Origin of the sequence: Pseudarthrobacter sp. NPDC058196, from assembly GCF_042882685.1 — a bacterium.
Classification (GTDB): domain Bacteria; phylum Actinomycetota; class Actinomycetes; order Actinomycetales; family Micrococcaceae; genus Arthrobacter.
Genome location: NZ_JBHVVN010000004.1, coordinates 323,750 through 337,836, shown reverse-complemented (window position 1 = coordinate 337,836; position 14,087 = coordinate 323,750). Strand labels below are relative to the sequence as shown.

The 14,087-nt window shown below is 67.9% G+C and carries 14 protein-coding genes; 3 read left to right on the top strand and 11 right to left on the bottom strand.

Annotation, left to right across the window (positions count from 1 at the left end):
• Positions 1–90: 90 nt before the first annotated feature.
• A complete protein-coding gene (locus ACFVVC_RS08235; protein WP_387451124.1) occupies positions 91–630 on the bottom strand; it encodes a hypothetical protein in 540 nt (179 codons plus the stop codon).
• 161 nt (positions 631–791) lie between these two features.
• On the opposite strand from ACFVVC_RS08235, the gene ACFVVC_RS08230 reads away from it, so the two are divergent.
• The 3 genes from ACFVVC_RS08230 to ACFVVC_RS08220 are packed head-to-tail and all read left to right on the top strand — an operon-like array spanning position 792 to position 2,387.
• Positions 792–1,082 (top strand): hypothetical protein, encoded by a 291-nt coding sequence (locus tag ACFVVC_RS08230; protein WP_308930182.1) that lies wholly within the window; start codon positions 792–794, stop codon positions 1,080–1,082.
• Positions 1,083–1,085: 3 nt separating this feature from the next.
• Complete coding sequence (locus ACFVVC_RS08225) at positions 1,086–1,913, top strand: DUF1206 domain-containing protein (protein ID WP_387451121.1); 828 nt, start codon at positions 1,086–1,088, stop codon at positions 1,911–1,913.
• A gap of 33 nt (positions 1,914–1,946) precedes the next feature.
• Positions 1,947–2,387 (top strand): SRPBCC family protein, encoded by a 441-nt coding sequence (locus ACFVVC_RS08220; protein WP_387451118.1) that lies wholly within the window; start codon positions 1,947–1,949, stop codon positions 2,385–2,387.
• 65 nt (positions 2,388–2,452) lie between these two features.
• Here ACFVVC_RS08220 and ACFVVC_RS08215 read toward each other — a convergent pair whose 3' ends face one another.
• The 10 genes from ACFVVC_RS08215 to ACFVVC_RS08170 form a co-directional block, all read right to left on the bottom strand.
• Complete coding sequence (locus tag ACFVVC_RS08215) at positions 2,453–3,919, bottom strand: FAD-dependent oxidoreductase (protein ID WP_387451115.1); 1,467 nt, start codon at positions 3,917–3,919, stop codon at positions 2,453–2,455.
• A gap of 97 nt (positions 3,920–4,016) precedes the next feature.
• Complete coding sequence (cobA, locus tag ACFVVC_RS08210; protein ID WP_387451112.1) at positions 4,017–5,279, bottom strand: uroporphyrinogen-III C-methyltransferase; 1,263 nt, start codon at positions 5,277–5,279, stop codon at positions 4,017–4,019.
• 87 nt (positions 5,280–5,366) lie between these two features.
• The gene (locus tag ACFVVC_RS08205) at positions 5,367–5,813 is read right to left on the bottom strand and encodes an SRPBCC family protein (protein WP_387451109.1); all 447 of its coding nucleotides are present in this window, start codon (positions 5,811–5,813) and stop codon (positions 5,367–5,369) included.
• Positions 5,814–5,919: 106 nt separating this feature from the next.
• On the bottom strand, positions 5,920–6,885 hold the full coding sequence (locus ACFVVC_RS08200) for an ABC transporter permease (RefSeq protein WP_387451107.1): 966 nt from the start codon (positions 6,883–6,885) through the stop codon (positions 5,920–5,922).
• On the bottom strand, positions 6,875–7,600 hold the full coding sequence (locus ACFVVC_RS08195; RefSeq protein WP_387451104.1) for an ABC transporter ATP-binding protein: 726 nt from the start codon (positions 7,598–7,600) through the stop codon (positions 6,875–6,877). The genes ACFVVC_RS08200 and ACFVVC_RS08195 overlap by 11 nt, the downstream gene beginning before the upstream one ends.
• A 26-nt stretch (positions 7,601–7,626) precedes the next feature.
• A complete protein-coding gene (locus ACFVVC_RS08190) occupies positions 7,627–8,757 on the bottom strand; it encodes an ABC transporter substrate-binding protein (protein ID WP_387451164.1) in 1,131 nt (376 codons plus the stop codon).
• A 268-nt stretch (positions 8,758–9,025) separates the two neighbouring features.
• The gene (locus ACFVVC_RS08185) at positions 9,026–10,435 is read right to left on the bottom strand and encodes a sulfate adenylyltransferase subunit 1 (protein WP_387451101.1); all 1,410 of its coding nucleotides are present in this window, start codon (positions 10,433–10,435) and stop codon (positions 9,026–9,028) included.
• Positions 10,435–11,499 carry a sulfate adenylyltransferase subunit CysD gene (gene cysD, locus ACFVVC_RS08180; RefSeq protein WP_387451098.1) on the bottom strand — a complete coding sequence of 355 codons (1,065 nt, stop codon included), beginning with the start codon at positions 11,497–11,499 and terminating at the stop codon, positions 10,435–10,437. The genes ACFVVC_RS08185 and cysD overlap by 1 nt, the downstream gene beginning before the upstream one ends.
• Positions 11,496–12,341, bottom strand: coding sequence for a phosphoadenylyl-sulfate reductase (locus ACFVVC_RS08175; protein ID WP_387451095.1), 846 nt, complete (start codon positions 12,339–12,341; stop codon positions 11,496–11,498). Before ACFVVC_RS08175 ends, cysD begins: the two co-directional genes overlap by 4 nt.
• Complete coding sequence (locus tag ACFVVC_RS08170; protein WP_387451092.1) at positions 12,341–14,086, bottom strand: nitrite/sulfite reductase; 1,746 nt, start codon at positions 14,084–14,086, stop codon at positions 12,341–12,343. Before ACFVVC_RS08170 ends, ACFVVC_RS08175 begins: the two co-directional genes overlap by 1 nt.
• Between the last annotated feature and the right edge of the window lies 1 nt (position 14,087).

Genomic DNA, 14,087 nt, shown 5'->3' with positions numbered 1-14,087 from the left:
GGGGGGGGGGGCGTCGCGTGCCCCGCCCTGGCGGGGGGCCGGGCTGTGGGGGGCGGGCCCGCCGTCGTCCGTTCTGTGCCTGCCGGTGAATCAGTTCCGGCGCAGGCCTGCGAGGACGTTCGTGGGGCGCTGCATCTCGCCGTGCTTGGCGCCCAGGATGATCACCAGCGCGGCGAATCCGGGGATGGCCCACTGCAGGACCTTGAGCTGCTGCTGGGCGGACTTCAGCTCGTCCGACGCCGCCGGCTGCGGCTCCGTGGCTCCCTTGGCGCCCTCATCGGCAAGCTTCTCCACCTTCTTGCCCAGGATGCCCGAGTACAGCGTCACACCGGCACCCGCAAGGGTCACGGCAGTCTTGATGGCGGTGTCGCGTGCCACGCCGTCCTGCTTGGCGATCCGGCCCTTGTTGTCCCAGGCGATGGCGAGGTCCGCCGCCAGGTGCGCGGCGAAAGCCGCGGTCTGGACAGGCGCCCACCGCATCCAGCCGGCGCTGGAAAGGCGGGTGCGTTCGGCGGGATCCTTGGCCTGCGCCGCTGCACCGTTCAGGCCGATGGCGCCCATCAGTGATCCACCGAACCATGCTGCCGCCGTCAGGTCGTGAACTGAACGCGCAATGAGATTTCCTGCCATGATGTGCATTCCTAACGTTGTGAACGGGTTCCGGCGTGCTGCCCTCCGCGGGCGTCGCATGCCGTGTCCTAATCAAGGTATGGTGCGCTCATACTAAGCACACTTACTAATATTACGAAAGCCCGGTCCCGGACCCCGGCCGACCGCGTAATATCAACGCCATGGGAAACACAGGGACATTGTTCGGCTGGGCCTTCGGGAACCCCGCGCGGGAAAGTGACAGCGGCTACGTGGACGCACTGGAGCGCGAGGCCCTGGGGAATGCCCGGGAAACCGCCAAGGCCAAAGGCGTCAGCGTCCTGGCCGGTTCCGAGGTGTTCACCGTCCTCAGCGGCCACGATTCACTGGTGGAACTGGACAACGCCCCCGGCCAGCTCGTGGTCCGCTGCACCGTCCACGTTGAGGGCCCGGGAGCCGAGAAAATGCGGGCCGAAGGGCCCATGAACGGCTGAGGCATGTCCGACGGCGATTCCACCCTCAGCCAGGCAGCCGACGCCGTCGAAGACGCGTCCAACCACAAGGCCCTCGACGTCCTGGCCCGCACTGGATTCGCCGTCATGGCACTGCTCCATGTGATCGTAGGCGCCATCGTGATCGCCATCGCCTTCGGCCACCAAGGGGACGCCGAACCATCCGGCGCCATCGCCCGCCTGGCGGACAACCCCTTCGGCACCATCGTCATGTGGGCGTGCGTGGTGGCCTGCCTGGCACTGGCCCTCTGGCAGGCCAGCGAAGCCACCCTCCGCGCCCGGAGCCTCCCCCGCAAGGAGCGGCTGGCCAAGCTGGTGTCGTCGGGTTTCCTGGCCATCGCGTACGGCAGCGTGGGCCTCAGCTTTGCGGGGTTCGCGGTAGGGCAGCCCAGCGACTCGGGCGACAACACCAGGGATTTCAGTGCCGGCGTGATGGCGCACCCGGCGGGGCCTTGGATCCTGGTGGCCCTGGGCCTGACCGTCCTCGGCATTGGCATCTACTTCATCGCCAAAGGCCTCCGCCGCGGATTCAAGGAGGAATTGTTCCATTTTGAAGGCACCCGGCGGGGGCGGCTGGTCGACAGCCTGGGTGTCACCGGCCACGTGGCCAAGGGCATCGCGCTGGTCCTCACCGGGCTGCTGTTCGTGATGGCCGCCGCCAAGCACCGGCCCGATGAATCCACCGGACTGGACGGCAGCCTCAAGGCCCTGCAGGACCATCCGTTCGGTCCCGCCCTGCTGGTGGCGATTGGCGCCGGCTTCATCGCCTACGGGATTTTCGCATTGATCCGGGCCCGGTTCGGCCGCATGTAGTACCCGGTTTGGCCACGAAGAGAGAAGGAACCCATGTCCACCGTCTCGCAGCTGTTCAAGTGCCCCTCCGCCGATGTCTGGCGGGTCATTGCCGACGGCTGGCTGTATTCCGGCTGGGTGGTGGGCGCCTCCCGGATCAGGGACGTGGATGCTGAATGGCCAGGGCTCGGAGCCCGGCTCCACCACTCCGTGGGCGCCTGGCCGCTGGTGATCAATGACAGCAGCCGCGTCACCGCGGTGGAACCCGGCCGCTCCCTGGAACTCGTGGCGCGCGGCTGGCCGGTAGGCGAAGCCAAGGTGGACATCATGCTCGAGGACCGCGGCGGCCAGTGCCTGGTCACCATGGCGGAGGACGCCATCCGAGGGCCGGGAAAGCTGATGCCGAAATTCCTGCGGGATCCTGTCATCTCCGCCCGGAACCGCGAGACGCTCCGCCGGCTGGAACTCATGGCCATCGGCGGCGCGGGAAGATAGCGCAGCAGGGTTAAATGGCAGGAGCCGCGGAACGGTGGTTCCGCGGCTCCTGTTGCGCCCAAGTCCTAGACCTGGGCGGACACACCGTCACGGGAGATGGATACCATGTCCTCGCGCGGGACCACCTTGATGCGCTCACGCTTGACCTCGACGCCGTGCGAGCCGCCGGCCTCCGTGGCCGCCGCGCCGAGCGCAAGTTCGTGGGCGTCCAGGGCCAGCCAGCCCTCCCAGGACGTGAACTTCACGCCGCGCGCATCGAGGAGTTCGACGACGGCGTCCTCGGCGGGTGCCGCGGCAACGGGCAGGTTTTCGCGGTCCTCGAGGAGGTAGGTCACGGTCTCCAGGGCGTCGCCCTTGGTGTGCCCGATCAAGCCGACGGGGCCGCGCTTGATCCAGCCCGTGGCGTAGATCCCCGGCACGTGGGCGCCCGAAGCGTCCAGCACGCGGCCGCCGTCGTTCGGGATGACGCCCTTCTTGTGGTCGAACTCGATCTCCGGCAGGGCAGAGCCGAAGTAGCCGATGGCGCGGTACACGGCCTGGACCGGGTAGTCCACGTACTCGCCGGTGCCGCGGGCGTTGCCCGTGCCGTCCAGCTCGGTGCGCTCGAACTTGATGCCGGCCACCTTGCCCGGGGTCTCGGCGTCGTCGTAAATCTCCACCGGGCTGTGCAGGAAGTGCAGGTGCAGGCGGCGGGAAGCCTTGAGCTCGGAGAGGTCCTCCGGCTGCTCTGCAATCCAGTTGGTGAGCGTGCCCACCATGGTCTTGGTCTGGTTGTTGGTCTGGATCTGGCGGTCCGATTCCTCGTCGAACTCGAAGTCCTCCGGGTACAGGATGATGTCCACGTCCTTGGAGTGGGACAGCTCGCGGAGCTCAAGCGGGGTGAACTTGACCTGGGCGGGGCCGCGGCGGCCGAAGACGTGGACGTCCGTGACCGGCGAAGCCTTCAGGCCGGCGTAGACGTTGTCCGGGATTTCCGAAACCAGGAGGTCGTCGGCGTGCTTGGACAGGACACGGGCCACGTCAAGGGCCACGTTGCCGTTGCCGATCACGGCGATCTCCTTGGCTTCCAGCGGCCATTCACGGGGCACGTCCGGGTGGCCGTCGTACCAGGAGACGAAGTCGGCGCCGCCGTAGGAGCCGTCCAGTTCGATGCCGGGGATGTTAAGGTCCGCGTCCTTGATGGCGCCGGTGGCGAAGATGACGGCGTCGTAGTGGGTGCGCAGGTCCTCGATGGTGAGGTCTGTGCCGTAGTCCACGTTCCCGAAGAAGCGGATGTCGCCGCGGTCCAGGACCTTGTGCAGGGCGTTGACGATGCCCTTGATCCGGGGGTGGTCCGGGGCCACGCCGTAGCGGATCAGGCCGTAGGGTGCCGGGTAGCGGTCGAAGAGGTCGATGCTGACGGTCAGCTCGCCGCTCTTGACGGCCTCGCTCTTGGTGAGGATGTCGGCGGCGTAGACGCCGGCAGGGCCGGAGCCAACGACGGCGACGCGCAGCGGACGCGCAGCAGTTCCTACGGTGGTGCTGGATGACACGGCTGTGTTCCTTTTCTTCGTTCCGGCCCAACTGGCTCGCATTTGTTGTCGTTTTGACGGCTCAGAACGGCAACAACTGTCAGTCAGTTGGGTGGGTTTAGGTGGTGAGGACGGTCTTGCGGGGGCTGTTCGGGGTGGTGGTGCCGTAGTCGGCGGTTTTGAAGTGCAGCGGAGCGAACGGGCTCACGCGCACCACGTCACCGATGACGATCACGGCGGGGTTGGCAACACCGGCGGCTTGGGCCTGATCCGCAATGGAACCGAGCGTGCCGATGGTGACGCGCTGGTCCGGCAGGTAGCCGTTTTCCACGATACCAACAGGGGTGTCGGCCGGCATGCCTGCTTCGCCCAGCGCGGACGCGGATTCCCGCAGCTGGCCGACGCCCATCAGCAGGACGATCGTGTGGTCCGGGCGGGCAGGAACCTCGGAGAGTTCCTCGTGGCCGGTGACCACGCTGAAGCCCTTGGCCAGCCCGCGGTGCGTCACCGGGATGCCTGCGGCGGCGGGGACGGAGATGGCCGACGTGACACCGGAAACCACCTCAACTTCCACACCGTGCTGGCGGCAGTATTCGGCTTCCTCGCCGCCGCGGCCCAGCACGTACGGGTCCCCGCCCTTGAGCCGGACCACGCGGTGGCCTTGTTGTGCCTCCGCCACCAGGATCCGGTTGATCTCCGCCTGCGGCACGGGGTGGTGGCCGGGAGTCTTGCCCACCTCGATGAGGCGGACGTCCGGGGCCAGTTCGTTCAGGAGGCCGCGCGGGCCAAGGCGGTCAGCCACCACAACGTCGGCCTGGCCCAGCAGGCGGCGGCCGCGGACGGTGATGAGGCCGGTGTCGCCCGGGCCGCCGCCCACCAGGGCAACGGTTCCCCGGTGCGCGCGGCGGCGGCGCAGCGGAAGGTCGCCGGTTTCGAGGGCGGTGGCGACGGCGTCGCGGACGGCCATGGCGCGGCGCGGGTCTCCCCCGGCATTCACGGCGATCTTGACGTCATCCACTTCGGCGACGGCGGGCGTCCAGGCGGCGGAGGCTTCATGGTTGGAGGCGTTGACGCACCAGACCCGCTGCGCCTCGGCGTCGGCCGATACCTGCGCGTCCACCTCCGGGTCGCCGGTGGCGGTCTGGGCGAACCACACGCCGTCGACGTCGCTGGAAAGGTAGGGCCGCGCTTCCCAGGTGAGGAGGCCGGCGTCGGCCATGTCCTTCAGCGCGGGCGAGGCAACCGGGGCCACGACGGTGACCACTGCACCGGCGTCGAGCAGGCCCTTGGCGCGGCGCGCCGCAACGGGGCCGCCGCCCACCACCAGCACAGGGCGGCCGAGCAGCCGCAGCGCCGTGGGGTAAATGTCCTGAATTGCCATGGATCAACGGTAGGGCCGCGTCACATTCGCCAACAAAGGCCGAGCAACACCAGTTCACGCAAGGTAACGCTGCGTCACAAACGCTTCCTAGGTCCGCCCGGCGAGGAACCGGCCCCTGCGGATGATCAGGCGCTCCAGGTAGCGGGCCAGGACAAGCCGTTCGACGGCGGTTCCCAGGACTCCGAGCGGGGCGGTGACCTCCACCCGGTCCGTCATCACGCTGCCCGTTGCTGTTGCCGCGAAGTCATGGACATGCCGGAAGGCCTTGAAAGGGCCCATCACCTGTTCGTCGGTGAAGCTGCGCGGGTAATCCAAACGGGTAATGCGGCTGGTCATGCTGAGCGGGACGCCGAAGTGCCGCGCCCGCCATGTGACCTCCTGGCCCTCCCCGATCAGGCCGCTGGTGACGCCGGCTACCGCGCGCTCCCCGGATGCCTGCTGCGAGTCCACGTGCAGGTCGATGCTGCGCGCCCGGTCGAAGAGCTGCTCCACGGGGAGTGGGGACTCGGTGCGGCACACGAAGCTGGCTGTCATGGCGCCAGTCTGCCATCTGTTTCCGACCCGGATGGGCAGGACAGCAGAAAGCCCGACGGCGGGACTCGCCGTCGGGCTTTCTGCAATGGTTGGGTGCCGGCGCGGGCTAGCGGGTGCTGCCGGACAGGAGGCCCCGGCTGCGGAGGAGCCGCTTCTCGATGGGGCCGAAGACCAGCAGCTCGATCAGGATTCCCACCGCCAGGATCAGCAGGATGGCAGCCATGACCACGGCCATGTCCGAGAGGGTCCGGCCCTGGTCCAGCAGCGAACCCAGGCCGAAGCCGATGGTGCCGCCCACCGCGATGATCTCTGCGGCCATGAGGGAGCGCCAGGAGAAGGCCCAGCCCTGCTTCAGGCCGCCCAGGTAGCCCGGCAGTGCAGCCGGAAGGACAATCTGCAGTGCCATCTGGAGCCGGGAGGCGCCCAGCACGGTGCCCACCCTGCGGTACTGCGGCGGGATCTGGTCCACGCCGGAGATGAGCCCGTTGATGATGGAAGGGATGGCTCCCATGAACACCACGAAGTAGACAGTGGCATCGGTGAGGCCGAACCAGATGATGGCCGCGGGGACCCACGCCACCGAGGGCAGGACTTGCAGGCCGGAGATCAGGGGACCGAAGGCTCGCCGCAGCGGCGCCACCTGGGCCAGCAGCAGCCCCACCGGGGTTGCGACGGCCACCGAGATGAGGAAGCCCACCACGCCCCGCTGCAGTGACGTCCAGACGGACTCCTGCAGCTTGCCGTCGCTCCAGAGGACGCCCAGCTGGCCGAGGACGTCCAGCGGTCCGGGCACCAGGTCGCGGCGCTTGACGCCCAGCGAGACGTAGAACTGCCAGACCAGCACCAGGACCACCAGGGCGGCCACGGGAAGGAGGATCCGGCTCCAGTCGATCCGGTGCTTCCGGTCGGCGTCGGACTGCAGGGAATCCAGGCCGGACTCCAGCTCGCGGAGGTCCTCCTTGCCGGTGGAGGTGCGGGTCAAAGCGGCATGGACGTGCCGGGTTTCAGCAGCTGTGGTTTCGACAGGCTCAACCACCGGCTCCTCCTCAACCAGGGGTGGGTTACTTGGCATGGCGGCGAATCTCCTCCCGCAGCCGGGCGGTGATGACCCCGGTCAGCTGGCCGGCGAGCCCGGCGTCGGTTCGATGTTCCTCGGTGACGGACCATTCCTGGACCACCCGTCCGGGACGGGAGGACAGGAGCAGGACGCGCTGTCCCAGCCGGACGGCCTCGCGGACGTTGTGGGTGACGAACACGATGGTGCGGCCGGTTTCCTTCCAAATCCGCTCCAGCTCATCGTGCAGCAGGTCACGGGTGATGGCGTCCAGCGCGGCGAACGGCTCGTCCATGAGGAGCAGCTGGCGGTCTTGCGCCAGCGAGCGGGCCAGCGAGACGCGCTGCCGCATGCCGCCGGAGAGTTCGTGCGGCCGTTTGTCCCCGGCAGAGCCAAGGTGCACCAGTTCCAGGAGTTCCTGGGCCTTGGTGCGCCGCTCGGCCTTGCCCACGCCCCGGAGCTTCAGGGCCAGTTCGATATTCTCCCGGGCCGTGAGCCACGGGAAGAGCGCGGCGTCCTGGAACATGAAGGCGGCGCCGTCACTGGGCACTTCCAAGGCGCCCGACGTCGGCGCTTCCAGTCCCGCAATGATGTTCAGGAGGGTGGACTTGCCGCAGCCGGAGGCACCGAGGAGGGCAACGAACTCGCCCTGCTTGATGTTGGCGTTGACGTCGTCCAGTACCGGGGCGCCGTCGCCGAAGCGTTTGCCCAGGTGTTCCAGTACGACTGGCATGGTGCCGTCCTTAGGTAGTGGGTGGGTCAGTCCTGGCCGAGGCCGGCCGCGGAGATCTTGTCGGCGCCACCGGTGACCTGGTTGAGCGCACGGAGGTCGAAGAGCCCGTTGATGTCGGCCTTCTTGGTGGTTCCTGCATCCACGCCGTCCTGCAACAGCTTGGGGTAGCTGCCGGCCAGCGGGTCAAGGGTGAAGGTGATGTTTGCCAGCGACCTGGTGAGGACATCGTTGGGCAATGCTGCACCGGCGGATTCCTGCAGTGCGGCGTTGATGAGGTTCGCCTTCTCATCGGCAGGCGCGGAGTTGAGCCAGGCCACGGATTCGGCGTTGCCCTTGAGGAGGGCCTTGACGGTGTCCGGGTGGCTGGCCGCGTACTTCTGGTTGACGATCAGGATGGTGGTGGGAAACTCCCCCGGCTTGCCGGTCCCGGCGCCGTCCCACAGGTCTTTTTCATCCACCAGCACCTTGGCGCCGGCCTGGAGCACCAGGCGGGAGGCCCACGGCTCGGGCAGCCACGCGCCGTCGAGCTTTCCGTCCTGGAACAGCTTGAGCGTCTGCGCGTTCTCGGTGGGGTTGATGGCGACGTCGCCACTGCCGTCCACACTGGTCTTGTAGCCCTGCGATGAGAGCCAGGCGCGGAGTGCGACGTCCTGGGTGCCGCCCAGCTGGGGAGATGCGAGGGTCTTGCCCTTAAGGTCTGCGGCCGAGGTGATCTCCGGCTTGACCACCAGCTGGGCACCGCCCGCTGCCGCCCCGGCAATCACCCGGACGGACTCGCCCTGGCTCTTGACGAACGAGTTGATGGCCGGGTTGGGGCCGATGTAGGCGGCGTCGATGGCGCCCGCGTTCAGGGCTTCGATGGCGGCCGGGCCGGCGTTGAAGGTCTGGGTGCTGAGCTTGGTGCTGCCCAGGGCCTGCTGGAGGAATCCTTTTTTGACGCCCACCAGGGCCGGGGCGTGCGTGACGTTGCCGAAGTAGCCCAGCTTCAACTCGGCCGCGGGGCTCGTCTCTGCGGCCTGGGCCTCGGTGTTGCGGGAGACGTTTGAGGCCACAATGGCGCCGACGGCGATCAGGAGGACCAGCCCGATTGCCAGGGCAGCTTCGATGGCACGCTTGCGCTTGGGAACCGCGCTTTCGCCTGCCACGATGCGGGTCATCCCGGGCTTGGAACTTGTCATTGTTTCACCATAGGGAGTGGCCCAAACCCGTTCAATGACGCGGAAACGGGGGGTCACGCACGTTCATGTAGCGTCACATTCGGCCGCCCGGAGGCCCGGTTTCACAGATCCAGGCGCTGCGGCGTTGACCACCTGCCACGGCATGTGCTCCACCGTTCCGGGCCTTAACCACCAATTCGCCGGAAACCTGCGGGCTCGCCGTTCAGGAACGGCGAGCCCGGCAGTCTTCCGGCGAATCGAAAAAGGACTAGATGCTGTAGCGCTCGTCCTCGTGGTCGCCCGGGTGGTCCTTGACCAGGCCGGCGGCCAAGGTGTTGCCGTCCAGCGGGTCGATGACCAGGAACGCTCCGGTGCGGCGGTGGTGCAGGTAGTTCTCCAGCGGCAGCGGGGCAGCGAGCCGGAGTTGCGCGTGGCCGATGTCGTTGAGCTCCAGGTTCGAGGCGGCCTCCAGCTTGAAGGTGGCCAGGTCCAGCTTCCCGGAGACGTTGCGGACCATCGCCTGCACCGTGCGGGTGCCGTGCTTGACCAGCACCTTCTGGCCTTCGCGCAGCGGCTTCGGGGAGAGCCAGCAGAGGGCGGCGTACAGGTCGGCCGAGGCTTCCCGGACGGTCCCTGCAGCGGCGATGGTGTCACCGCGGGCGACGTCGAACTCGTCCGCCAGCCGGATGGCCACCGACTGCGGGGCAGCGGCTTCCTCCAGCGCGGCACCGGCGAAGTCGATGCCCGCCACGGTGGTGGTCCGCGGCGACTGGCCCGGCGTAAGCACGGAGACCTTGTCTCCCACCTTGACCGAGCCTTCGGTGATCTGGCCGGCGTAGGCGCGGTAGTCGCGGTAGGCCTCCACGTCCAGCCCGGCGGCGACGGCGTCGGGGGCCAGGGCACCCTGCGGCCGGATCACCAGCTGGACCGGGAAGCGGAAGCTTTCCAGGTGGCTCTCGAGCTCATCGGCTGCCGGGAGGGTTTCGAGGACCTCGAGCAGGGCGGGGCCGGTGTACCAGGGGGTACGCTCCGAGCGGTCCACCACGTTGTCGCCGTCGAGCGCCGAGACCGGGATGACCAGGAGGTCGCTGATGCCGTCCGAGCCGAGGCCCAGTTCGCGGCCCACCTGCTGCACGTCGGCTTCGATCCCGCGGAAGACGGATTCGCTGAAGTCCACCAGGTCGATCTTGTTCACGGCCACGATCACGTGCGCCACGCGCAGCAGCTGCAGAACGGACAGGTGCCGGCGGGTCTGCTCCAGCACACCCTTGCGGGCGTCAATGAGGACGACGACGGCATCCGCGGTGGACGCGCCGGTCACCGTGTTCTTGGTGTACTGGACGTGCCCGGGGCAGTCGGCCAGGATGAAGCTGCGCTGGTCGGTGGCGAAGTAGCGGTAGGCCACGTCGATGGTGATGCCCTGTTCGCGTTCGGCGCGCAGGCCGTCGGTCAGCAGGGCCAGGTCGATGCCGCCTTTGTCGCCGCCAAAGCCGCGGTCGGCTGAGGTGCGGGCGACCGCATCGAGCTGGTCAGCCAAAATGGCCTTGGAATCGTGAAGGAGGCGGCCCACCAAAGTGGATTTGCCGTCGTCGACCGATCCAGCGGTGGCGAAGCGGAAGAGCGTGGTGGGCAGGCTGTCGTTGATTGAGCCTGTCGAAATCTCGGAAATCGTGCTCATTAGAAGTACCCGTCCTTCTTGCGGTCTTCCATGGCGGCCTCGGAGATGCGGTCATCTGCGCGGGTGGCGCCACGTTCGGTGAGGGTGGAGGCGGCAACTTCCACCACGACGTCGGACACCGTGTAGGCGTTCGATTCCACGGCACCGGTGCAGGACATGTCCCCGACGGTCCGGTAGCGGACGGTCTTGGTGATGACTTCCTCATCGGGGCGAGGCTGGGACACCTCGCCGACGGCGCGCCACATGCCGTCGCGGGCGAACACCTCACGTTCGTGGGCGTAATACAGTCCGGGCAGCTCGATGTTCTCGCGCTCGATGTAGCGCCAGATGTCCAGTTCGGTCCAGTTGCTGATGGGGAACGCGCGGACGTGCTGGCCCACGGTGTGGCGGCCGTTGTAGAGGTTCCACAGCTCGGGGCGCTGGTTGCGCGGATCCCACTGGCCGAACTCGTCACGCAGGCTCAGGATGCGCTCCTTGGCGCGGGCCTTGTCCTCGTCGCGGCGGCCGCCGCCGAACACGGCGTCGAACTTGTTCTGCTGGATCGCGTCCAGCAGCGGGACGGTCTGCAGCGGGTTGCGGGTGCCATCGGCGCGTTCGGCCAGCTCGCCACGGTCGATGAACTCCTGCACGGAGCCGACCACCAGTTTCAGGCCCAGGCGCTCCACCGTGCGGTCGCGGAAGTCGATGACCTCAGGAAAGTTGTGGCCGGTGTCCACATGCAGCACGGGGAAGGGCACCTTGCCCGGCCAGAACGCCTTGGTGGCCAGGTGCAGCATCACCACGGAGTCCTTGCCGCCGGAGAACAGCAGCGCAGGCTTCTCGAACTCGGCAACAACCTCGCGGATGATGTGGATGGCCTCGGACTCCAGGGTGTCCAGGCTGGACAGGCGGGATGAGACGCCGAATGCCGCCCCCGCCCCTTCGCCGCGCGGCTGATCTTCGATCAGTCCAGCGCGCGGCTCCGACAGGCCCGATGCCACTCCCTGGGCGGCATTCGGCGTCTCAGTAGCGTCAGTTTCCAACACAGACAGCTCCAGATCCTCGTTGGTGGTTTGGGTGCTCATACGTGTAGTCCGCATTCTGTCTTGTCGGAACCAGCCCAGCGTCCGGCGCGGGGGTCCTCGCCGGGAGCCACCTTGCGGGTGCAGGGCTGGCAGCCGATGGAGGGGTAGCCCTGGGAAAGCAGCGGGTTGACGGGCAGGAGGTTGTCGTCGGAGTACTGGACCAGCTGGTCGAACGTCCAGGCGGCCATCGGGTTGACCTTGACCAGGCCGTTCTTCTCGTCCCAGCCGATCAGTGGTGTGTTGGTGCGGGTGGGGGCCTCGTCGCGGCGGACGCCGGTGAACCAGAGTTCGTAGCCGGCCAGGGTGCGCTGCAGCGGAGCCACCTTGCGGAGGGCACAGCACTGGGCGGCGTCGCGGGCAAAGAGGTCCTTGCCGAGCAGCCGGTCCTGCTGCTCCACGGTGTTCTCGGGGAGCACATCCACCACGTTGACACGGAGGTTCGCGGCTATTTCGTCGCGCGTGGCATAGGTTTCCGGGAAGTGGTAGCCGGTCTCCAGGAACAGGACGTCGACGCCGGGCATCTGGTCAGCGACAAGGGCCGGCAGGACGGCGTCGGCCATGGAGCAGGCAACAGCGACGGCGGGCAGGTCGAAGTTGCGCTCCACCCAGGCGATGACGTCGCGGGCGGGAGCGTCCCAGCCGAGTTCGGCGGCGCCGGCTTCGGCCAGGGCCTTCAGCTCATCCTTGGAACGGAGCTTGGGGGTTGAACTTGTCGAAACCGGCTCAACTGCGGGGGTTTCGGCAGGCTCAACCACCGGATCTACCCCTAGTGCGTGCTTGGGCCCACGGCCGCCGGGGTCCCCGGCCGAGCTTGCGAGGTTGGGGTGCGGTTGGGGACTCATTACTGGAGTGCCTCCTCGTCTGCTGCGTGGGCCCATTCGGCGAAGGTCTGGCCTTCAGTGCGGTCCGCGACGAACCGGCGCACCACGCGCTCCACGTAATCGGGCAGGTCGTCGACGTATACCTTCAGGCCGCGGACGGTCCGGCCCAGGCCGGCTTCCTCGCGGGTGTTGTTTGCCAGGCCGCCACCAAGGTGGACCTGGAAACCCGGGGAGGGGTCGCCGTCGGGCGTTGGCAGCATCATGCCCTTGAGGCCGATGTCCGCCGTCTGGATGCGGGCGCAGGAGTTGGGGCAGCCGTTGATGTGCAGGGACAGTGCCTGCGGCAGCTGGCCGGATTCGGCGAGGTCGGCCAGGCGGCGTTCCAGCTCGGCCACGGCGGTGGCGGCCGTCATCTTGGTTTCAACGATGGCCAGCTTGCAGTACTCGATGCCCGTGCAGGCGATGGTGCCGCGGCGGAACACCGACGGCCGTGCAGAGAGGCCCAGGGCGTCCAGTTCGGCCACCAACGGCTCCACCTGGTCCTTGTCGACGTCCAGGACCACGAGCTTCTGGTGCGGGGTGGTGCGCAGGCGGTAGGAGCCGCGGGCCTCGAGGGTGTCGGCGAGCTTGACCAGCGCCGAGCCGGACAGCCGGCCCGCCAGCGGCGTGGCACCGATGAAGAACTTGCCGTCTTTCTGCTCGTGCACGCCCACATGGTCGCCCGGGGTGGACGGCTTGGGGGCGGCGGGACCGTCGGCCAGCTTGTAACCGAGGTATTCGTCCTCGAGGATCCGGCGGAACTTCTCCGGACCCCAGTCGGCCATCAGGAACTTCAGGCGCGCCTTGGTGCGCATGCGGCGGTACCCATAGTCGCGGAAGATGCTGGTGACGCCGAGCCAGACGTCGGCGGCCTGCTCCGGCTTCACGAATGCGCCAAGGCGCTTGCCCAGCATGGGGTTGGTGGACAATGCGCCGCCGGCCCAGAGGTCGTAGCCGATGCCGAGTTCGGGGTGCCTGACACCCACGAGCGCGAAGTCGTTGATCTCGTGCACCACGTCCTGGCTGGGGTGGCCGGTGATGGCGGTCTTGTACTTGCGCGGCAGGTTGGACAGCAGCGGGTTGCCGATGAACCGCTCCCCCAACTCGGCGATGAGCGGGGTGGGGTCGATAATCTCGTCTTTGGCGATGCCGGCCACGGGCGAGCCCAGGATGACGCGGGGCACGTCGCCGCAGGCTTCGGTGGTGGACAGGCCCACGGACTCCAGGCGGTTCCAGATCTCGGGGATGTCCTCCACCTGGATCCAGTGCAGCTGGATGTTTTGGCGGTCCGTCAGGTCCGCGGAGTCGCGGGCGAAGTCCACGGAGATCCGGCCGATCACGCGCAGCTGCTCGGTGGTGAGCGCGCCGCCGTCGATCCGCACACGGAGCATGAAGTACTTGTCCTCAAGCTCGTGCGGCTCCAGCGTGGCGGTCTTGCCGCCGTCGATCCCCTGTTTGCGCTGGGTGTACAGGCCCCACCAGCGGAACCGGCCGTGCAGGTCCTGGCTCGGGATGGCGTCGAAGCCTTCCTTGGCGTAGATGGACTCGATACGCTCGCGGACGTTCAGGCCGTCGTCTTCCTGTTTCCAGGTTTCGTTGGCATTCAGCGGCGTCTTGCCGTCCACCTTCCACTGGCCGTGCGGCTTCGCGGCGGGTCGGGACGGGCGTGCGGGGCGCTTGGGGGCAGCGGAGTCCGCAGACGCTCCGGCTAGAGCTGTATCAGTCATG